The organism is Pseudoalteromonas rubra (assembly GCF_000967655.1).
Classification (GTDB): Bacteria; Pseudomonadota; Gammaproteobacteria; order Enterobacterales; family Alteromonadaceae; genus Pseudoalteromonas; species Pseudoalteromonas rubra_A.
Genome location: NZ_JXYA01000032.1, coordinates 68,855 through 89,666, shown reverse-complemented (window position 1 = coordinate 89,666; position 20,812 = coordinate 68,855). Strand labels below are relative to the sequence as shown.

Sequence of the window (20,812 nt, the reverse complement as noted above, 5' to 3'; positions counted from 1 at the left end):
AAGATTTAATATTTTTTAATAAACGAATACCTGCGATTTAAGCGTTTTTAACTGGCTTATCCGGGTGTTTCAGTCAACGCTGTTCCCGTCCAATAACAACAAGGAATACGCGATGAAAAACCCTCTCTTTTATTCTTCTACCGTTTTAGGCACCACCCTGTTGATTGCCTGTACCAGCCAACCTCTTGGCGCACAGCCGGTGCAAATGATGTTTGACGACTTTAGTTATACCCGATTCGAACAGGCACAAAAAAATGGCTGGCAACTGCGCTCTGATGTCGGCCACCCGGGAATTAAAAATGCCATCTGGTGGCATGAAGGGGTAAGCTTTCATACAGATCCCCACAACCCGCAAAACCGGGTTATGCGGTTAACCTCAAAAACCGATGGCAGCGCCGAAAATACCCGTCATGTACAGGTCTGCCATCATCGAAAATACCTCGAAGGAACGTATGCCGCTCGGGTCTATTTTACTGATAAGCCCCAGTACGGACCGGATGGTGACGGGGTGATCCAGACGTTTTATGCTATCAGCCCGCTGGCTGCCCCGATGGACGAAAATTACAGCGAAATGGACTTTGAATACCTGCCTAATGGTGGCTGGGGTACCGACCGCCATGCCTTGTTCGCTACCTCATGGGAAACCTTTCAGCTCACCCCCTGGACTAAGGTCAATGCCTATGATTACGACATAAACCCGCTGGAAGGCTGGAACACGCTAGTGTTGCAGGTGGGTGATAACACCCTGAAATACTACATCAACGGCAAACTATACGCACAGCATGGCAGCGATGTTTATCCGGAAGTGGCGATGTCGATTAACTTTAACCAGTGGTTTGACCCAAACAAAATCGTCAACTCCAGCGAGATGCGACAATACTATCAGGATGTCGACTGGGTCTACTTTGTCAAAGATCAGATTGTTGCCGTGAATGAGGTCTCCAGGCAGGTTGAGCAATTGCGCAACCAACAAATTAGCCAAAAAGATACCGTGGTATCGTCGCGCTATGAAGACTACTGTAGCTTGTAGCGGGATCAGTTGACGGTATAAATAGGGGCGCTGGCAAACCAGGCTTCAACCCGCTCAATCAGAACCGGATCATCTGCGTCTTTGGCAAGCTCCCTGGCATGGGATGCCATTTGGTTTGCCCGCTCAACCTGGCGCGACTGACGCAGCAAGTCAGCCTGTGCCAGCCATATCCAAATCTGATTGGGAATGGCGTTACTGGCCTTTGCCACACTATGTGCCTGGTCAAACAGGCGTGTCGCTTCCTGGTCTTCTCCCTGTTCGGTTGCAATTCGGGCCAGCTCAATCAAGGCATTGGTCTGGCCATAAATGGCATCAAAACGCTGATGATAGCGCAGTGCCGAATGCAAGAGCCGCGAAGCCTCGCTGTAGCGGCCCTGAATACGTTTTATCTTGCCCAGCTCTTCCAGTGCGTAGGCAATAAACAACTGATCTGAGCCGCTACTGGCCAGCTCATGAGCGGTCGTGATGTAAGTTTCTGCCTCCGCCAGCTGTTGCTCACGCTCTGCCTGCTGTGGCCAGTTGATGAGTAAATAACCCATCATCAGGTTGGCGCGCATGCGCTCACGCTGGGTCACGGCATCATGCCCCGTCGCCTCAATATTTTGCCGCAACAACAGCAGTGCTGCATCAACCTCCCCCTGATTCGCCAGGCTCGCCGCAAGATAGCGTCTGACCGTTAAGGGATCGTCAGAATGACTCAGTGCCAAGCGCAAAAACGCTATCGCCTGCTGATAATCACGCGACAGGTAAAACTGCACTCCCCGGGCAAACGCGTCATTGCTGAAGTCCAGATTGCGCTGCACGTCGAGCGTCTGCTCATGCTCACCAAATCGCTCAGTCAGTTTCACTATCAGTGCCTGATAAGCCTGTTCAGGGCCAGCGCCGAAAACAACACCTTGTTCGGCACCAAAACTAAAGTGCAGCGTATACTGCAACTGCATATCCTGTGGAAAGCCACTGAGGCGAGTTTCTATGAGTAGTTCGGCGCCGAGTCGTTCCTGTAATTGCCGCACATCCTGACGCCGCGACAGTCTGACCTGAGCGGTCTCATTCGAGTACCAGGGACTGTGAGATAAAGTAGTTAACACATGTTCTGCGCCGACAACGCGCAGCGCCGCCTCCGTCTGGGTATGCTCACTTAAATAAGCAAGCCCATGTAACGGCACTGTCGCATGCACATCATCCAGTATGGCATTCTCAACCGGTAAAAATGCCACTGTGGGAGGCTGCACTGCATGACTTTTTGTAGCTCCCAGCCCACTCATCCATAACCAGACAATGGCAACCAACAGCGCACCAAACACAGCGGCAGCATGCCAGTAGCGCGCTACTTTGACACTCTGAATGGGAGTAACTTCAACCGTCAGCTGATAGCCAATACGCGGGTGAGTTTTAATACTGTCTGCACCCAGCAGCTCGCGCAGTTCACGAATAGACTGCACCAGCACCTGCTCCTGTACAACGACTCCCTGCCAGACAGTATCCAGCAACTGGGCTTTGGTCACTACCCGATCGGCGTGTTGGAGCAATACCTGCAACACCGCCAGAGTCTTGGCCCGAATGGCCTTTGCGCCCTCGTCCGTCGCTGCGGTGCCTTTAAGCAAGTCTACTTCGACTTGGTTGAGCAAATAACGCATCGTTCCATCTCTCGCATAAAAAACGGGCACCTAACCAGCAGGTGTCCCCGGTTAAGAGTGTGCAATATTTCTGCAAGCGGCTCAAGTCTCCAAAATTAAGACAGCTGCGATAAAAAGAGATAAGCAAAACAGTTAAACTGCCTAATAATCAGGTTACTGGTCTACTTGCTGTATTTTTTTGCCCACACACCGCATAAAAATTAACCCTTGTGCTACATTTTATGTGGATTATGTCTTTTTGGTGTCAACACTGTAATCAAGCTAGTGTCTTTTTGCCACACTCATGCTTGCCAGCCCTCACCTCAAGACAACGCACACAGGCCCACACAACTGAACAGAAGTCGTCGTAAAGATTGTTGCCGTCGTTTGTGACAAAAACGGTAAATAACGAATTAAGGAACTACTATGACGCATTATTCTTTTGGCAATGAGATCAGCGACAAAAGCCTCCCTAAGCATCTCAAAGTTGCCATTGTTGGGGCTGGTATGGCCGGATTATACAGCGCATGGCGCCTGCAAAACGAATCAGGTTGCGACAGTCTGGCCATTTTTGAGCGCTCTAACCGCACAGGTGGCCGCCTTGACTCAGATCTTATTCAATTCAAGAACCAACGCAGTGATACGCCGCCCACTATTACGGTAAAAGAAGAACAAGGCGGCATGCGCTTTCTGTTTGATGGCATGGACGATTTAATGGCGCTGTTTCTTAATCTGGATCTGCAAGACCAGATTGTCCCCTTCCCAATGAATAGCGGCGGCGATAACCGGCTGTTTTTCCGTGGTAAAAGCTTTAGTGTCAACACCGCAGCGCAAGACAACTACAAAATTTGGTCTGAACTGTACAACCTGGCCCCCTCAGAGCAGGGCGTGAATCCAAAAGACATAGTGAATGTGGTGTTCAACCGCATCTTGCAAGCCAACCCTCAGTTTAAGGCCCGCCCCGAGGTGAGAGGTCCTGAATTCTGGCAAGCTTTCCGACTAGAGTGTCAATGGCAGGGCAAAACGCTCAATGAGTGGACCTTGTGGGATCTGTACACGTCGATGGGGTATTCTCAGGAATGTATCAACATGCTGTATCGTGTGCTGGGCTTCAATGGCACCTTTTTATCTCAGATGAACGCCGGGGTTGCTTATCAGCTGCTGGAAGACTTCCCGGCAGGTGTGCAATTTAAAACCTTCAAAGACGGATTCAGTACGCTGCCTAATGCGCTGGTAGATAAAATAGGCACGGATAATATTCACCTGCAAACCAGTATTGAAGAAATCTCTTATATTGAAGAGCACAAGCATTATGAACTGCACTATTTGCACACCGATGACAACGGACGCAACCACAAAGGCAAGGTAACCGCTGACAAAGTTATCCTCGCCCTGCCTCGCCTGGCGTTGGAGAAACTGTTTGTCCGTTCAAATGCATTTAATACCCTAGACAAAGAACGCTCCGAGCACTTATGGAATACGCTGCAGTCGACATCTAATCAGCCATTGTTGAAAATAAACCTGTATTACGATAATGCCTGGTGGGGACGCGGCACGACCGGACGCCCGGCCGTTGAATTTGGGCCCAACTTTGCCGATTTGCCCACCGGCTCCGTTTATCCGTTTTATGCAGTTAATGAGGAGCTGGTTGCCGCTTTGATGTATCAGGAACGTAAAACTGACCCATCTGAAAGCACACAGGCCAAGCTGGAGCATATCGGCAACGAAAAATACGAACGCCCCGCCGCACTGACCATCTATTGTGACTACCTGAACATCAATTTCTGGAGTGCTTTGCAAAATATTGGCGAAACCTATCATCACCCGCATCAGGATGAGTATGTCACAGACATTCCGGGTGATATCTACCCGGCTTCAACGGCTGTAGTGGAGCAGGCGACGCGCTTCTTTAAGGATATTTTCAACACGCACTATGTGCCGGAGCCCATTCTGACCAGCGCCCGGATCTGGCAAGGCAGTGTCCATTTTGATGTACCACCCAGCCAGCAGTTTGGTTTTGGCGTACACCAGTGGGCCGTTGGAGCAGATGATAAAAAGGTCATGGCCGAGCTGACTGAGCCCCTGCCAAACCTGTTTACCTGCGGGGAAGCCTTCTCTGATTACCAAGGCTGGGTGGAAGGCGCACTGCGCTCTACCGATCTGGCGCTCAAGCAAGGGTTTGGACTGCAGCCACTGAGCGAAGTCTACGAACAAACGACCCACATCAGTTCTTCTGAAGCCATCAAGGTGGCCTATGAGGAAAATGCCAGCAAGCTTATCAATCAATACATTGAGCCGAATTTCTCGGCTGGCAGTGCCCCGGTTGAGAAGCCCTCAGAAGTTGAAAATGTACTGGGTGTTAACCTCAGTTACTTCGATATTAAGTGATCCGGCATCGGGCACCTGCCAGGGTGCCCCTATCCAACTATACCAAACACACCGCCCAGCTTGCTCAGGAGAGAATAAATGACTCAACCAATCCCCAATTTTACTGTCGCCGACTATTTTAAAGCACGACTGGAAGAAATAGGCGTCGACCAAATGTTTGGCGTCGCAGGTAATTATACAGCGGCTTTGCTCGATACCATATTGGCCGACTCCCACTCGCCTATCAAGATTAACGGTAACGCCAATGAGATTTGTGCCGGTTTTGCCGCAGATGCCTATGCCCGACTGAAAGGTCCCAGCGCTTTGTACGTTACCTACAGTGTCGGCGCATTCAGCCTGCTCAATACCATTGCCGGGTCCTTTGTTGAACAAGTGCCGGTGATCCTAATCAATGGCGCGCCTACCAACAAAGAAGATCAGATTTCAAAAAATGCCGGTTTACTTTACTCGCATACGACGGGCTATGAATTTGTTGATATTCACATGTTTCGTCCTGTTACCGTCGCAGCAGAGCGAATAGTCAATGCCAACCAGGCGCCTTTCCAAATAGATTCCGCCCTGGCCGCTTTGCTGACCGAGCGCCGCCCGGTGTATTTTGAAGTCAGTGAGGACGTCTGGCGGGCAGACTGTATTGCACCTGCGCAACCGCTGGCACTAAATAACCCTGCCAGTGTCACGGTAAGCGAAGCACAGCAGGCAGCTAAGGCCACGGTTGAACTCATGCTTAGCCAGCCAAAAAGTATCTTCTGGGCGGGCATAGAGCTGCAACGCTTCGGCCTGCAGGATACTTTTTTAGAGTTGCTGGAAGTCATCAATCGCAACCATACTGTGCCTGAAGGACATATTCATTTTGTCACCTCCGCATTGAGCAAATCAGTGATCGCAGAAACACATCCCTGGTTTGAAGGCTGTGTCACCATGAGCCCCTCAGAAGTGGAGTCTCTGGTTGGAGACGACGGGATATTAGTGGGTGTGGGTGCCTGGACAACCGGTAAAGATACCGGCAACCAGGACATTCGCAGTAGCCGTACCGTACTGGCTGCCCAGGGCGGCGTTTACGTGGGTGCAAGCTACTATGCTTCGGCAACGCTCAAAGACTATCTGCAATGCCTGATCGACGAATTCAGTGCGCTGGCGCAGCAACAGCCCGCCAGTCTGAAAGGGTTGCGCATGCAGCAACCAGTGTTAAAGGGCCAGTCAGCGGATTCGCAGCTTGGCTATGACAGCTTCTTTGCCACCCTCAGCCAATGGCTTGGCGAGGATGATATTCTGGCGGTGGATGCCGGTTTCCCCTTGATTGGCGCGCAGAGTGTAAAAATACCTTCGCAGGATGGCTTTGTCGCTCAGGCCGCCTGGCTGTCGATTGGCTACTCGGTCCCCGCAGGCACCGGCATCAAATGTGCGTTTCCTGACAAACGTGCCGTGGTGGTAGTGGGTGACGGCGCCTTCCACGAAACATGTCAGGCGGTTGCCGATCAACATGCCTACGGGCAGAATACGGTGGTGTTTGTTCTGGCCAATGGCATCTACGGGATTGAACAGTACCTGGTCAACCCCAACCCATTCAGAACGCCGCCAGTTGATTATCAGGACAAACTGCTTGACAAAGTCTACAGCTACAACGATTTGCCCAGCTGGAAAATTGCTAACATTACCCAGGCCTTCGGCGGTGAAGGCCGCCGGGTCACCGACTTGAGTGAGTTAATGGCGGTGATGGAGGAGATCAGAACCGATCCGCACAACAACTATGTTGTCGAAGTCTCTATCCCCAAAGAAAACACGCCACATGCGATTACACTGGAAGCCAATAGCGCTGTGGGCGAGGATGAAATCGCCAACCCAGACTGGCCACCGGCCAATAAATTTTAGCAACAGGCAATAAAAAACCACCCATAAAGGGTGGTTTTTTACTCAATCTAAGTGCTACTTCACACGTTTTTGCATCCGTCGTGCACCCAGTAACAGCAACCCTGCCAGCATATACAGCAAGGTTCCGCCGGAGCCCTGCTCTTCGACTTTATTTACTACAACAGTTACCACTTGCTCTGTGCTGGTTTCACCATCCGACACATTCAGCTTAAATACCAGCTCAGTAGTACTATCAACTTGTGGTGCAGTAAAAGACAAGGTCGGGCTTTGCGCATCTGCCAGCGTCACTTTTGTGCCGCTGATCTGCTGCCATGCATAACTCAGCGACGTGCCATCTGGGTCACTGGCGCTCGCCGTCAATGTAACCTTTGATCCCGAATTCGCAGTTGCGCGCTCGTTAACCGTCACAGTAGGCGCCTTGTTGACATGCATGAATGTCACTTCAAAACTATGGGCAAAGCGCTCATAGCCATCGTCAATCACAACCTCAATGTAACCTTTCATAGAACCCGCAAGCTCAGGAATAGTCAGAGTGGCCTCTGCCGCTCCCTGTTCATGAGCAAGCTCGATAACTGGCTCTGAAACTCGCCACTCAAACCTAAGCTCATCACCGTCCAGATCACTTGATGCAGATGCATCGAGTGTCACGGAGGTCAACTCTTCCATCGTCTGAGGCACGTTTAGCACCAAAGTGGGTTCTCTGTTTGGATTTTCAGTAGCCAAAACAGATACAGATTCAATCACACCATTGACACTCCCATCCAGGTCAAATGGTCCACCATCGACCAGAGTGTAAGCCGTGCATTGTGCGCAGGTATCACTGGTTGCACTTTCACTTGCGATGGTCTCCCAGCCTTGTAAAGTCAGCTGGCGAATTTGCGTGCTTTGCTCGGATTTGAACGCTTGCGGATGAGACCAAACCACCGTCGCAGAAGACGTTCCCTGAGCCAGGTAGACCTGAGTGTTAAACAGCTCACTGTAAGGCTTAAAATGCGGATCGTCTGCACTGAAGGTAAGTGACTGAGCCGCCAGGTAACCATCAAGCTCACTAAATGACAAGCTCATGTCAGATCTTGGCTGACTGGTCCGTGACTGGGCAATATGACCGACCGTGAACTTGGCACCTTGAGTGTCAAACTGCAACGTCTGTCCTGAATTAAGGTGCGCCAAATCAGCCTGATTGTGATTATCCAAGTAGTCGACAATACCGTCGCCGTCACTGTCAGTCAGTCCTTCTACAGCATCATTAACCCCATCACCATCACTGTCACTGTCTTTGCTGAGCACCGTTTCAACGACCGGATAGGTCTGCTGATAGTCGTATTGTGATTGATCACGTCTGTTGGTCACCGTCACACTGAGCTGGATCTGTTCAAGATCACTGAGCGATGGCGCACCAAATACCCACTGAGAGGTATCTTTGTCAGACAGCGGCCAGAATCTGCCATCTTGATCTCTGACTTCCACATTATAGTTCTGGGTACTCATAGGCTCAGCAATGTTGACGTAAAAGGCCGGACGTTCTGCTTCAGGCTGAAGTGCCGCAACCGTTTTACCCGCTTGAGTAGCAAATAATCTTACCGTCGGTGCGTTGGACTCGGTCTGTACTGCCAGCGTGCTCACAACTTCACCATCGAGCCAGGCCCCATCCACGTCTGTGACTTGGAGTTGCGCGCCCGCTGTTGCTGCTAAACTTCGCAGTGGCATAACAAAGCTAGGATATGACTCTGAGGTAAACGAAAACGGTGTGTCGTCGACCATACCTGACAGCGTTATAGTCTGCTGTGGTGATTTACCATCAAGTTGCACTAAGACTGCAGCATCACCGTATGGATCCTGAGTAAAGCTGGATTGCACTGTCAGGCGAGGCAGTACAGACACCGGAACACTTTGCGTAATACTATTCCCGTTACTGTCGGTGGCCACAAACTCGATGTTTTGTTGTCCGGTTACAAAGGTATAGTCGTGTGCATATTCAATATTGACTTCGCTGACCAAATCCACAAACAGCTCAGCATCAGATACCGCTGCTAAGATACCCGTCGCAGTGGCTGACTTCACTAATAGTTGCTGTTCCTGATAGGCAGGTGCCGTGGTGTCGACTACAGTTATTTGCTGGACAGACTCGGCAACGATACCCATAGTATCGATTGCCCGCCAGGTCACAACATGTTCACCTAGTGGCAAAGGAGTCGAATCAACAAGATAAACAAGCGGTGCAACGGGCCCGTTATCTGTGGCACTAACCTCAACGAGCTCTGCAATATCCGTTAATGACCCTGTTGCTTCCACAACAACAGCTGCGCTGTGCTCAATGGCAGGCGCAGTGAAATCACCTGTCGCAGGATCAAATGGCGCTGCATCTTCAGAGTCAGGCACACCATCACCGTCCGTATCTCGGGACAAAGGATTGGTGCCCAGTTCTATTTCCTGTAAGTTGGATAACCCATCGCCGTCCTCGTCCCGCTGCGCATCACTTGCATCATTGATATCAAAGCCATGATAGGTTTCCCAAGCATCTGTCATGCCATCCTGATCTGAATCAGCCTCTCTGTTAGACACCCAAACGAAATTGTCCAGCCATACGGCATCCTGGCCGTCTGAGACCGAGCCATCTTTACGATATCTGAAGGTAATGGTGTGATTGCCGGAATCAACCCGCACCGAATGAGTTTGCCACTGCGACACATCTGAGGCTGCCAGGACCGTTGCGCCGTCAATATCAATGGCAAAGTGGTCACAGCAACTTTCAGTATCCATCTTGAGGTCAAAATTCAATACCCCAGGATCGAACTCGCCGGTGAAAGTAAATGAACTCTCCTGGCTGTCATCAATGTCGCCCGATTGCAGCGCATATTCACCGTCCGACGCTTCAGTCGACACGCGCGTCCACGCTATTGCGCTATGTTCCGCATTATTAAACCAGGATGGTAACTCAGCGCCTTCAAAGGAGCTGGTTAACAGCGGATCTTTGCTCTTTGGCACAGATGCCGCATCATTAGGATCTGCGCCGTGTTGCACCTCATCAGCATCCGTGTAACCGTCTCCATCACTGTCACGGTAACGCTCAAGTGAGTTCATAGGATCCCAGCCAAGCGCCAATTCTGTACCATCCTGAACACCATCACCGTCGGAGTCGGCAATCCAAGTATAAGTGCCGGCATCAAATTCCGCGAGACCTGTCAACCCGTCACCGTCCAGGTCTAAATGAGCGTCCGCCACGAAAGGGTCGTGTCGATTATCTATTTCCCACAGATCATATAATCCGTCCTGATCGGTATCTTTAAAGCCCGTGTTTAGGAGAATATTCGTAATGAAGACAGCATCGTCTCCCATACTGACGCTACCATCTTTTTGGTACTCAAAGATAATGGTATGTTGACCCGACGAAGGCAGCACAACCTCATGCGTCTGCCAGCCTAGATTGCCCGACTTACTTAAAATTTGTTGATCGTTGAGATAAACGTTAAAGAAATCAAAGCTAGCTTCCGACGAGACTTTATAATCGAACGACAGGATGCCCTGGTGCTGTGCACTGTCGAGCTCAAGTGAAAAGCGTGTAATTTGGCTATCTGTAATATCCGGATTGGTCAGGGCTGTAAAACCAACGCTATCTGTCACTAACCATGCTGCTTGCCCATCTGGAAAGCTAATTTCAGGTGGCGTTTGACCAAGCTCCAGCGTCACCAGTGTGACTTCGGCTTCGCCTGCAGAGCTGGCGTCTGTCGGATCTGTGCCATTTTGAAACTCTGCGAGATTAGGTTGCCCATCACCATCGGCATCATAAAACGCATCACGTTTACTGGTAGGATCAAGCCCATATTGATTCTCCCAGGAGTCAGGCATTGCATCCTTATCGGTGTCTGCTGAAAGCGGATCAAGGCGCAACTCAAAGACTTCGGCATAGTCAGACAGAGTGTCTTCATCCGTATCGATAAGATCAGGTCGGGTTAACAACTTATATTCCTGCAAATTGTTTAACCCATCGCCGTCCAGGTCGGTCAAGGCATCTTCACGATCATCCGGGTTGAGGCCAAATGAAACCTCCCAGTTGTCGTCCATCCCGTCGCCATCCATATCTCTAAATAGGATGTTATCGCAGCTCAGGCCAACCTGAGAAAACGCCTCTATGACTGGATAAGAGGGATAATTAAGCTCGATTGCAGCATTAATAACGCCGCAAGCTCCATCGATGAAATCACTGGAATTAACCCAGTAGTGCCGATTTGCATGGACCATTACAGAGAATGCCTGTCTTACATCCCACCCTTCGCTGGTTGCAAGCAGGTAAAATGCCCGGTTGAACACACCGCTGCTATAGTGCACATCCATCCAAGTCGTGAAATCATCCGCATGATCGATAGAAACTCCGTCTCGTGAAGGGGTTTCGAAGTACCTGAGTGCCGTTGTTTGCTTAGTGATATCCGCACCAACCAGCCAGTCATTCGTTCCCCGTAAGAAGTACTCGGCAGCTTCACCTGCAATATCGGAGAAAGCCTCATTGATACCCCCGGATTGGCCTTGATAAATCAGGTCTGAGTTTTGCTCAGTAAAGCCATGGCTCACCTCATGAGAAACAATATCCAGCGATACCAAAGGGTGAAACCTGTCTATACCATCACCAAAGGTCATAGCTGAACCATTCCAGGTTGCATTATCCCCGACATAATCCGCATGTACACGCATCAATAGCTTGAATGTCAGTGGTGGCATATCAAACCACTGCTCATACATATCAAAAACGGCGGTACCAAACGCATGTGCATCGTTCAGCGGTGAGTAGGCGCCGTTGATCTCTTTATGCGTATTACGGCTACACGCAAAAGAGAAGGCAGTTTGCGAGTCATAACCTGATTCCAATGATACCGTTTTGACTTTGTCATTTTCCAGATAGCAGGTATCACCGGACTGTGTGATGTCCAGTGCCGGATAATCTACACCATATTCATATTGACCGACTTTAACATTACCACCCGGCCCGGTAGCGGTTGCGTGTTTAACGTTATCCCACTGTTTCACTATTTGATAATCAGACTCTCTGAACAACGCAACTGGCATTGCGTGTGAGTGAGGCTCTGCAGACAGTGAAATCAGTCGCACATAAAATGCCTGGCCATTATCGATATACACATAGCGTGTATTTTCCTGTACAGCATACTCGCTATCCGCAAGCTTATTTGCTGCCATCAACTGCTTTGCAGCTTTAGCAACATCAAACTGTGTATTGGCACTCGCAGCGACTTGTTTCGGATCCAAATCACTGGCAAAAAAGCCGCTTACATGGCGATATTGTTCGCGGTAACTGAGCTGATGACCCCAAACAGGCACTTCCCCAAAATATTGCTGATAACGCTTCGATTTATTGTTGTTAATATTGCGTTGATGTGACAGAGTCAGTGGTGCAAAATGCAAAGCATCTGAGGATTGAATTCCCCTTTTTTGCTCCAAAAACTTTAACACTTCTCCTTGGTTTTGCTGTGTTGCTCGCAACGATGTTGCCGCAATGCTCTGCGTACTTAGACATCCAGCTACGCACACCAAGCTATATAAAGTACTGAGTTTCATCCAATCTTCCTAGCTAAAAAACAAGAGTATCTGTACATCGATGTGCCGATACCCGGTAAAATGGCGGCTATTCTAACAAACCCGGTTAGCTCAGCCTAGTCAGATTAAAAAATAAACGCCCCTAAAACACCAACATTTGCACTCAGGTCGGATTTCAAACAATTATCTGAGTGGATTTCTCCCCAACAACCACAATTTGAACAATAATAAAGCTAGACACCGTCAGGCAGGGAAAAGAAATGGATATCCATAGTTTGGATCTCGCACTACTCAGTGTTAATCAGCAATGGCAAATACTGACATTCAATCGGGCTGCGGCTGCACTGTTGGGCCTGGAGGCTAAACAAGACTCCCCCCAGTGCTTTTTTGACTTGTGCCAGCTTGCTGACCCTGGCGAGCAAAAAGACAGTCCGTTTTTTAGCCAGACATCAGGGAGTTCCGCGCTGGTTATCTTGCCTTCAGGTACACGGCTAAACATTATCATCAGTCGCCAACTAACCTCTGACACCAGCCTGATCCTCAATCCGCTCAACCATCAACACCTGCCGCACCTCGGTGAGCTGGCCGAGCTGGCGCTGCAATGCGGTGACATTGGAGTTTGGCAGGTTGATACTACCTTTGAAAATCCTTACTTTTCTCATACTTTTTGTGCGCTGCTACATTGTCAGGCATTAACTAACTGGGAGGATTTTACGAACCTGATCTATGAAGACGATCGTCCCCTGGCACTGAGCTTCATTGAGGAACACATTCAGTCTAACGTGCGGCTCAAGTTTGAATTTAGGGTACTCATCGACTCTGTACCGCACTGGTTTGAACTCAGTGGCGATCAGCGCCGTGACAGCGAGACCCACTTGAGCCTGTTTGGCACCCTGCGTGAATGCACCCAGGAAAAGCAGATGCTTATTCATCTTAACAGCGCCCATGAGAGCCGTCGTATTGCCCTGGAAGCTGGTAAAGTGGGCACCTGGTGTGTTAGCCGGCAAAACGGCCAGTGGTACTGGGACTGGGATCCGCAAACCAGCGCCATATTTGATCTGGCAGCGCAGGACACAGGACGCTATGAGAAATGGCTTGAACGCATCCACCCTGAAGACCGTTCGCGAGTCTCTAAGGGGCTCAAAGAAGCACTGGAGAGCGGTGAAGACTTTGAGCATGTATTTCGCGCCGTGCTGCCTAACAACAGTGAATTGCACATATTTGCCAAAGGTGTGGTGGCGCAGGACGGCTATGGTAACAACTATCGCCTCGACGGTGTTTGTGTCGACCAATCCGAGGTTTATCGTGCCAACATGGAGTTATCCAAACTCAATGCCGAACTTGAATCCCGTGTTAAAGCGCGCACGTCGGATCTTAAGTGCGCAGTCACTAAAGCAGAGCGAGCCAGCCGGGCCAAGTCTGACTTTCTGGCAATGATCAGCCATGAACTGAGAACCCCGATGAATGCCATCATCGGCTCACTGGAGCTGCTGTCGCTGCAAAAACATGATCCCGAAGAAATGGAATTGCTCGAAACCGCGTCTGTTTCAGCCAAAAACCTGGTCGACATACTGAACGACATTCTGGACATCAATAAGATTGAAGCCGGTAAACTGGAACTGGAGTTCAGAGAGTTTGATATTTCAAAAACGCTGCACAACGTGCTATTGACCTTTGCCTCAAACGCAGAGAAACGCCGCGTCAGTCTCAAGGCCATTGAGTCTCAGCAACTCCCGACTATGCTCTACAGTGACGAGAATCGGATCCGCCAGGTATTGTTTAATTTACTCAGTAATGCCATCAAATTCAGTGGCCCCCCGGCCAAAGACAGTGGCAATGTAATCATTGAGGTAGACTGGCAATTGCAAAGTCACAGCCAGGGGGAACTGAGCATCTTAGTGAAAGATAATGGTATCGGCATCGACGAAAAAACCCAGAAAAAGCTCTTTCACCCTTTTACCCAGGCCGATAAATCAACCACCCGAGTCTATGGCGGTACTGGCCTGGGCCTCGCTATTTCAAGGAAAATAATCGACCTGATGGGAGGACGCATAGGGCTAAAGAGTAAACTGGATCGCGGCAGCATTTTCAGAGTGTGTATTCCGATACACAGATTCTCCTACCACAATGCCACCACCTTATTCGAAAATATATACGTCGCATCCGCGCAACAACAGCAGCCAGACTCATACCCACTGTCGGTCCTCAAAGACCTTGCCGATCAACTACATCAGGTGACGCTGGATGCACTCCCTTGTGCCAGTCAGGCAAACTCCTTAGTCTGTTGCTTTGTTCAGTCAGAACAGGATCTGGTACAATTAAGTAAATATCAAAGTATATTAAAAGAGCACCGGGTATTAGCCTGTCATAAGACCGGGCATACCGAGCAACTGAGGCAATTGTTGCCGGATGCTGCACCACTACATATCGACCTGGCGACACGCTATGGCATCACCCGTCAGGTAATGCACTTACTGACTCATACCGCCAGCCATGCTGCGCCGAGCGCTTCTGCAGTCGAGCCCGATAGCAAGACTCCCCCTGCTAGCACGCAAGATCTCCGTCCGGGGATTTTACTGGTAGAAGACAACACCTTTAACCAAAACCTGATGGTCAAACAACTGGCAAAGCTTGGCTACACCTGTACGCTCGCCGAAAATGGCGAGCAGGGTTTTGAAAGCTGGCGCAAGGACAAATACAAACTGATCCTGACTGATTGCCATATGCCAGTGGTGGATGGCTATGAAATGGCCAAGCGCATCCGCCAGGCCGAAAAGCAAATGGCGCTCAAGGCTATACCAATTGTCGCGGTCACGGGGGCGGCGGTGAAAAATGAGCTGGAGAACTGTCACCTGTACGGCATTAACGATTGTATTGGCAAACCCGTTCAGCTCGAACGGTTTAAATCTGTGATAGAGAAATGGTATGGAAAGTAATAACGTACACTTAGCCAGACTCAATCAGCAAACCCTGGTTGACCTGATTGGGGAAGATATGCCAACCATAGCGCGCTTTCAGCGCGATTTTGTTACCCAGGCAGAGTCCAGTTGCAAGCTGTTTTTAAGTGCTTACAGTGACGCAGCTTACCCTGAACTCAAAGAACATGCCCACTTTCTAAAGACTTCCGCTCGGGCCATAGGCGCGGAGCGTTGCAGTGAATACCTGGCGCAATTAGAAGAGGCCGCGCTGTCGGCAGACCGCCCGCATTGCCGTAGGCTGCTTATCAGTATTGCTCAGGAGGTCAAAGCCCTTAACGCATTAATAAATCACGCCTGAAACCATGGTCCTAAGTTAGCCAACCCTGCTTTTACTCAGGCACACTCTGTGCCCAACAGCTTATTGACCGCATCCAGAATACTGCGCTTTGTCGATGGCTTCACAATATAACCGCCAAGACCCAGTGAAGCCCATTTGCGGATCAAATCTTTATTACGATTGCTGGTCAGCGCCACAATCGGTATTGACCGGCAATGTTCAATGGCCCGGACATTTTTTGTGGTATTATAGCCATCCAGACCAGGCATAAATAAATCCATAAAAATCATATCATAGCGATGTTTTCTGAGCTCTTTTATCGCCGCCAGGCCATTTTCCATGCCATCGACCGAAAAGCCCTGTTCGCGTAATATCCCGGAGATCATTTCGCGATAAATTTCATTGTCTTCGACTATCATGATCCGCTTGTCTCTGGGCGTCGCAGGCTCTGATATATGCGTGTCATCAAAGGCATGTCCGGCTTCCTCATCATGCACAGGTTCCTGATGTGCGTCATCATGGTGAGCATATGCATGAGGCCCATCTTCATGCTCGTGCGTGGCATGCTCTTGCTCTGCGTGCTCTAAAGCGTCTTTATGGGCGCTGTCGCTCTCCAGTGCAGAGTTAAACACAGCGGTATGCGAGCTACTGAACATGTCGACCAGTTCATTCAGGGTAAAGTGGCTGTCATTTAGTTGTTGCGTAATTTGTTGAATATCTTTGACCAGCTGGTGCTGTAGCTTGTCCAGTAAAGGCAACACATGTTTTTCTTTCAGCTGTTGCAACATTTGCGCCTTTACTTCGTCTTCTTCCTGCGCTTCGTCCAGCGATTCCCTGACCTGCGCGAAGGACTGCTCAGTGTTTACCCGGTAGCTGGCAGCCTGATCGATCAATTGCTTCAGGCCGCTGTCTATTCGGCCAAAATGCTCCTCTTTGAGTTCCGTGATCTGCTGGGTGTCTTCGGCCTGTTGCAGAATATTGTGTAATATCATTCTGAGCCGGTAATTTTCATACATAGGTTTGAAAACAAAGTAATCGCTAAAGATGCCTTTGATACAGCAGCGAAAGGCAACCCCGGATTCTTTGTTTTCGCACAACAAGATGCTTTTGTGCGGATAACCCAGCACCTCCCGCCGCGCGAGCGAGCTATAGGTTTCTATGCTTGCTTTAACATGCAACATGGCAAAGATGAGTACTGGCGGCTTGCCCTCCCGGATGACTTTATGCGCCTCTCGTGTACCCTCCAGCGTTCTGAATGCAGTAACCTGAGAGCTGATAACCTTGCACACGCCCACCATTTCGTGGGCATCGTCGCAAATCATCAACACCTTTGGATGTCGCTCTCCGTAATCCACTTCACCTTTATGCATACCTGTCTCCTGAGCCCCGGTGACCATCAATTCATTGACTGCACCTTAAGGATAGCTCAAGCGTGGATTTTTGTGCCAATGCCACATTATTAGATTCACAGCAATGCTGCCAGCTCACTTAACTGCGCACGGGGGGTGGCATCATGGCTTCATCGCTGTATACCAATTTTTTATTCATTTCACGACGTAACAGCAAATAGCTGATCGCCGCCTGACAATACACGGTGGCAACAGAAAACACCCAGATCTGCTCAATTTCAAAATCCGCCTGCCCCGCCAGCCAAACCACTGGCACCGCGAACAACACAAACCGGCTGGCCGTACTGTAAAGTGCCGGCCAGGTATTTCCCAGCGCCTGAAACATACCCGAAGCGGCAAAGGTGTAACCGGCCGGGACAAAATTCAGGCTGACATATCCCAAAAATGTCGCTGCAACGAGTATGACCTGAGGTTCATCACTGAAAGGGGCAAAGAACCAGCTGGCATTGACCAAACAAGCCAGCGTTAACATCGCCATCAGCACACAGGTAAGTATATTGGTATAGCGATAGGTTTGCTGTACCCGCTCGTACTTACCCGCCGCATAGTTCTGAGCCGCTATTGCGGGGGCCGCAAAGGCGACCGCCATCACAGGTAAAAAAAGCACCTGCATGATCCTGACGCCCAGCCCAAAGCCTGCCTGAGCGCTTGCAGCAAACTGACTGAGCGCCCAATAAATGACTGACATATACATAAATGTGAGTAAAAATTCTCCCCCTGATGGGAGTCCCAGATTAATCACCTGTAGCATACGTTTGCGATCAGGCGCGAGTCCCTTGCGCGGCATGGTCAGATAATCCACTTTACGGGCAAAGTACCATAGCGTCATCACCATAGCGCAAAGCGCAGAGATAGAGCTGGCCAAGCCGGCACCTGCAACACCCAAAGCGTTACCGGTGCCCCAGCCAGAAATTAACACGGGTGACAACACGATGTTGAGGAGAATAGCCAGCATTGAAACTAACATCACGGGCTTAACCACACCGGCGCCGCGCAACGCGGCAGCCATCACAGTGAGCCCAAACTGTAATAACAGAGCCGGTAAAAACCAGTAAAAGTAACTAACAGCGGCCTGGCGGGTCGCCGCATCCGGGGTCATGAAATCAAAGAACAAATGCGCAAACCCGTAACCGAGCAGCGCAAATACCACAGAGCAGCCCCCGGCTATCAGCATACTCTGATGAAATAACGCGTTGGCTTCAGCTTTATCTTTTCTGCCAACCGCATGTGCCACCAAAGTGCCGCAGCCAATATTAAGCACCTGAGTCAGCGCCATAATAAAAAAGAACACACTGCCCGCACTGCTTACTCCTGCCAGCGCGGCGGCGCCGAGGGCACCAACAAAGTATAGGTCGACCAGAAAGTACAAGGTCTGGATGAGCATACCAGCCGCCATAGGCACGGCCATCGCGATAAGATGGGTAACAATTTTCCCCTGAGTCAGGTCCTTCATTCACATCACTCCTGATTATCTGATGGCACCATTGTACCGGTTATCTTTAATCCGTGTTCGACTATTTTTTACGCCGCTGTGGCTGGGAAAACAGCACAATCATCAACATTGTTACTGGCATATCTATACAGACGATGCGGATATGGCATACTGAATATTCTGATGGTAAAGGTAATATCTATGGCAACCCACAATAACACAGCACACACATCAGCGGACTCCACAGCGGCGGTGACCAGCATGATCCAGGCAATACACAGCCACGATTTGGCGCGCATAAAACACTGCTATGAACAAGCTACAGGCAGCGAAAGAACGGCGCAGCTCAGACATTGCTATGAAGCCGCCGACAATCACCCGGCAAATTACGAACATTACCAGAATATTGTGGCCCACTGTGTCAGTCAGCATGGCCTGCCAGCAGGCGTCATTGCCGGGATCAATACCACAGAGCGATTAGATTTTTTTATGCCCGCATTACAGGCGGCGAATGCCTTTAATGTAACCAACCATCAGGGCAATACGTTTTTGCATTGTCTGTTTGTGAATCCTGCCAACTCGCTACCTCCTTTCAATTATATCCGTTCACTGTTGTTGTTTGAACGCAATGAATCGCTGGGCGAGGCACTGATAGTCCGTAATCACCAGAAGTTAAATGCGCTGGAAACCTATTTGAGTTTTAATCCGCACCACCATGAGCTGCCTCAGCATGAGCTGACAGCCTGGCTGGCATTGTGTGAGGCGCAGCGAAAACTCAACGGTGTGGACAGTGATAACCTGGCTAAGGTGATGGCCCATGTGCGTGGACGCGCAGAGTCGACACATCGACTCACACTCATTGCCAGTTATTATCAGGTTTCGGTCAGTTCACTCTTACCTGTGAGTTAGCCTTTATCGACGTGCGTAACCAGAGCGCCCTTTCATTGTGTCGATAAGTCATCACCGTGCCGCCGCTGGACTTATCCCGTAAACAGGCGTATTCAACGGCTTCAAATGCAGATCGCCCAAAGTCCATGGCGGCAATGGCCCAGTTGGCACCACTGCCAATGGCCCAGTTTAACGACAAAGGCTCCAAAAAGCGGCGACCATGGCGAATTTCACCAAAAAAAACAGCGCCACTATCGGCAACAAAAAAGAAAGTACAGGCAATATCATCAAACTGATTATCGTGCCAGTGTGTGATCAAATGCTCTATTTCAGCGCAGTTGCCTGAGGCAAACACGTAGCCATCTTCCACCCGCTGGCACTTGCGTGTTGACCAGGACACAATAGTCTGGCTGGTCGAGGTCAGGCTGTCTGTACAAATGGTTTTCGAGTCGTGGTGGTAGGCAATGGTTGTCAAAAGCGCTCCTTGGTGATGATCTTTGCAATCCAAAATAACTTAAACTTATCGATCGTACCGGCTCATTTTGACCTGATATTCACAATAAATCGCTAAACATGGGGTTTGAACATCAATATAAGGAGTAAAAAATTAATACAAAGTTAACAACCCTGTCAACCGCTCACTTTGGCGTAAGAGCAATCCATAGCAGACGCCATCCACGCTGAAACGGCGCAGATCGCAGGCCGATTTAAGTAACTGGACTGACTCAGCAGCGACTGCCTGGCGCTGCACCCGGCGCTCTCATTTATGGGCTGGGCGCGACGCTCGAGCACGTTAAACCATAAACGCGACGACAGTAGCCCCGATAATCAAAGCGGCCGCAGGTGCCAACCACTTCCAGGGCAGACCTTGCACTTTTTCCCCAGCTTGCTCAGAACCTGCTGTAACAGGTGCTGAAGCGGGTGCTGAAGCGGGTAAAGGATCCGGCTGCCTGGCCTCTGGCTCTACCACAACAGGCTCGGATGATTGCACTGGCAGCTGCCATTGATAGCCCTTCTTAGAAAAGGTTTTAATTGCATCATCGCCGAATAGCGCGCGCAGGTGGCCAATATTCTGAAATACCACTTGCTCAGTCACGGTTCTGCCAGGCCAAACATGTTCGAGGATCTCAGCCTTGCTGTAGATCTTCTGTGGATCAGACAAGAACAAGCCCAGCAACATAGCAGGCTTTTCTTTTATGCTTATTTTTCGACCTTGTTTTGACAAGGCCAAATTTTGGCAGTCAAACTCGAAATCTTGAAATGTTAACTTCATCGTCCTTCAGCTTTATAATTATAATAATTGTCACATCACAGGGCGCATGTGACCAAGTGGTCAACGACATGTCCCTTTTGTTAGTTCAACAAGCTTAACATGTTCCCA

The 20,812-nt window shown here is 49.9% G+C and carries 12 protein-coding genes; 6 read left to right on the top strand and 6 right to left on the bottom strand.

Annotation, left to right across the window (positions count from 1 at the left end; all coding sequences use genetic code 11):
- Window positions 1–112: 112 nt before the first annotated feature.
- Window positions 113–1,030 (top strand): glycoside hydrolase family 16 protein, encoded by a 918-nt coding sequence (locus tag TW77_RS14630; protein ID WP_046005725.1) that lies wholly within the window; start codon window positions 113–115, stop codon window positions 1,028–1,030.
- 5 nt (window positions 1,031–1,035) lie between these two features.
- Here the strand turns inward: TW77_RS14630 and TW77_RS14625 are convergent, their stop codons facing one another.
- Window positions 1,036–2,667 (bottom strand): winged helix-turn-helix domain-containing protein, encoded by a 1,632-nt coding sequence (locus TW77_RS14625; protein ID WP_046005724.1) that lies wholly within the window; start codon window positions 2,665–2,667, stop codon window positions 1,036–1,038.
- 405 nt (window positions 2,668–3,072) lie between these two features.
- On the opposite strand from TW77_RS14625, the gene TW77_RS14620 reads away from it, so the two are divergent.
- Entirely contained in the window at window positions 3,073–5,034 is a 1,962-nt protein-coding gene (locus TW77_RS14620; protein ID WP_046005723.1) for an FAD-dependent L-amino acid oxidase, read from the top strand.
- A gap of 78 nt (window positions 5,035–5,112) precedes the next feature.
- Window positions 5,113–6,903, top strand: a complete 1,791-nt coding sequence (locus tag TW77_RS14615) for an alpha-keto acid decarboxylase family protein (protein WP_046005722.1) — start codon at window positions 5,113–5,115, stop codon at window positions 6,901–6,903.
- A 54-nt stretch (window positions 6,904–6,957) separates the two neighbouring features.
- On the opposite strand, the gene TW77_RS24340 is transcribed toward TW77_RS14615, so the two are convergent.
- On the bottom strand, window positions 6,958–12,468 hold the full coding sequence (locus TW77_RS24340) for a M4 family metallopeptidase (RefSeq protein WP_052713208.1): 5,511 nt from the start codon (window positions 12,466–12,468) through the stop codon (window positions 6,958–6,960).
- 239 nt (window positions 12,469–12,707) lie between these two features.
- Between TW77_RS24340 and TW77_RS14605 the strand changes: the two genes are divergently transcribed.
- Together TW77_RS14605 and TW77_RS14600 are read left to right on the top strand one after the other, a co-directional pair.
- Window positions 12,708–15,383 (top strand): PAS domain-containing hybrid sensor histidine kinase/response regulator, encoded by a 2,676-nt coding sequence (locus TW77_RS14605; RefSeq protein ID WP_052713207.1) that lies wholly within the window; start codon window positions 12,708–12,710, stop codon window positions 15,381–15,383.
- Entirely contained in the window at window positions 15,373–15,723 is a 351-nt protein-coding gene (locus TW77_RS14600; RefSeq protein WP_052713206.1) for an Hpt domain-containing protein, read from the top strand. The genes TW77_RS14605 and TW77_RS14600 overlap by 11 nt, the downstream gene beginning before the upstream one ends.
- A gap of 35 nt (window positions 15,724–15,758) precedes the next feature.
- Here TW77_RS14600 and TW77_RS14595 read toward each other — a convergent pair whose 3' ends face one another.
- Both TW77_RS14595 and TW77_RS14590 read right to left on the bottom strand, forming a co-directional pair.
- On the bottom strand, window positions 15,759–17,072 hold the full coding sequence (locus TW77_RS14595) for a response regulator (RefSeq protein WP_046005721.1): 1,314 nt from the start codon (window positions 17,070–17,072) through the stop codon (window positions 15,759–15,761).
- 118 nt (window positions 17,073–17,190) lie between these two features.
- Window positions 17,191–18,564, bottom strand: coding sequence for an MATE family efflux transporter (locus TW77_RS14590; RefSeq protein ID WP_046005720.1), 1,374 nt, complete (start codon window positions 18,562–18,564; stop codon window positions 17,191–17,193).
- A 180-nt stretch (window positions 18,565–18,744) separates the two neighbouring features.
- Here TW77_RS14590 and TW77_RS14585 point away from each other — a divergent pair, with 180 nt between their 5' ends.
- Entirely contained in the window at window positions 18,745–19,452 is a 708-nt protein-coding gene (locus TW77_RS14585; RefSeq protein ID WP_046005719.1) for a hypothetical protein, read from the top strand.
- On the opposite strand, the gene TW77_RS14580 is transcribed toward TW77_RS14585, so the two are convergent.
- Complete coding sequence (locus TW77_RS14580; protein ID WP_046005718.1) at window positions 19,427–19,906, bottom strand: hypothetical protein; 480 nt, start codon at window positions 19,904–19,906, stop codon at window positions 19,427–19,429. The genes TW77_RS14585 and TW77_RS14580 overlap by 26 nt on opposite strands.
- Before the next feature lie 318 nt (window positions 19,907–20,224).
- Entirely contained in the window at window positions 20,225–20,704 is a 480-nt protein-coding gene (locus TW77_RS14575) for a winged helix-turn-helix domain-containing protein (RefSeq protein WP_046005717.1), read from the bottom strand.
- Between the last annotated feature and the right edge of the window lie 108 nt (window positions 20,705–20,812).

Excerpts from the sequence above, each read along its gene's own strand:
- TW77_RS14600 (WP_052713206.1), top strand. The coding sequence starts at position 15,373 with ATGGAAAGTAATAACGTACACTTAGCCAGACTCAATCAGCAAACCCTG.
- TW77_RS14605 (WP_052713207.1), top strand. The coding sequence starts at position 12,708 with ATGGATATCCATAGTTTGGATCTCGCACTACTCAGTGTTAATCAGCAA.
- TW77_RS14620 (WP_046005723.1), top strand. The coding sequence starts at position 3,073 with ATGACGCATTATTCTTTTGGCAATGAGATCAGCGACAAAAGCCTCCCT.
- TW77_RS24340 (WP_052713208.1), bottom strand. The coding sequence starts at position 12,468 with ATGAAACTCAGTACTTTATATAGCTTGGTGTGCGTAGCTGGATGTCTA.
- TW77_RS14625 (WP_046005724.1), bottom strand. The coding sequence starts at position 2,667 with ATGCGTTATTTGCTCAACCAAGTCGAAGTAGACTTGCTTAAAGGCACC.
- TW77_RS14585 (WP_046005719.1), top strand. The coding sequence starts at position 18,745 with ATGGCAACCCACAATAACACAGCACACACATCAGCGGACTCCACAGCG.
- TW77_RS14590 (WP_046005720.1), bottom strand. The coding sequence starts at position 18,564 with ATGAAGGACCTGACTCAGGGGAAAATTGTTACCCATCTTATCGCGATG.
- TW77_RS14630 (WP_046005725.1), top strand. The coding sequence starts at position 113 with ATGAAAAACCCTCTCTTTTATTCTTCTACCGTTTTAGGCACCACCCTG.
- TW77_RS14615 (WP_046005722.1), top strand. The coding sequence starts at position 5,113 with ATGACTCAACCAATCCCCAATTTTACTGTCGCCGACTATTTTAAAGCA.
- TW77_RS14575 (WP_046005717.1), bottom strand. The coding sequence starts at position 20,704 with ATGAAGTTAACATTTCAAGATTTCGAGTTTGACTGCCAAAATTTGGCC.
- TW77_RS14595 (WP_046005721.1), bottom strand. The coding sequence starts at position 17,072 with ATGCATAAAGGTGAAGTGGATTACGGAGAGCGACATCCAAAGGTGTTG.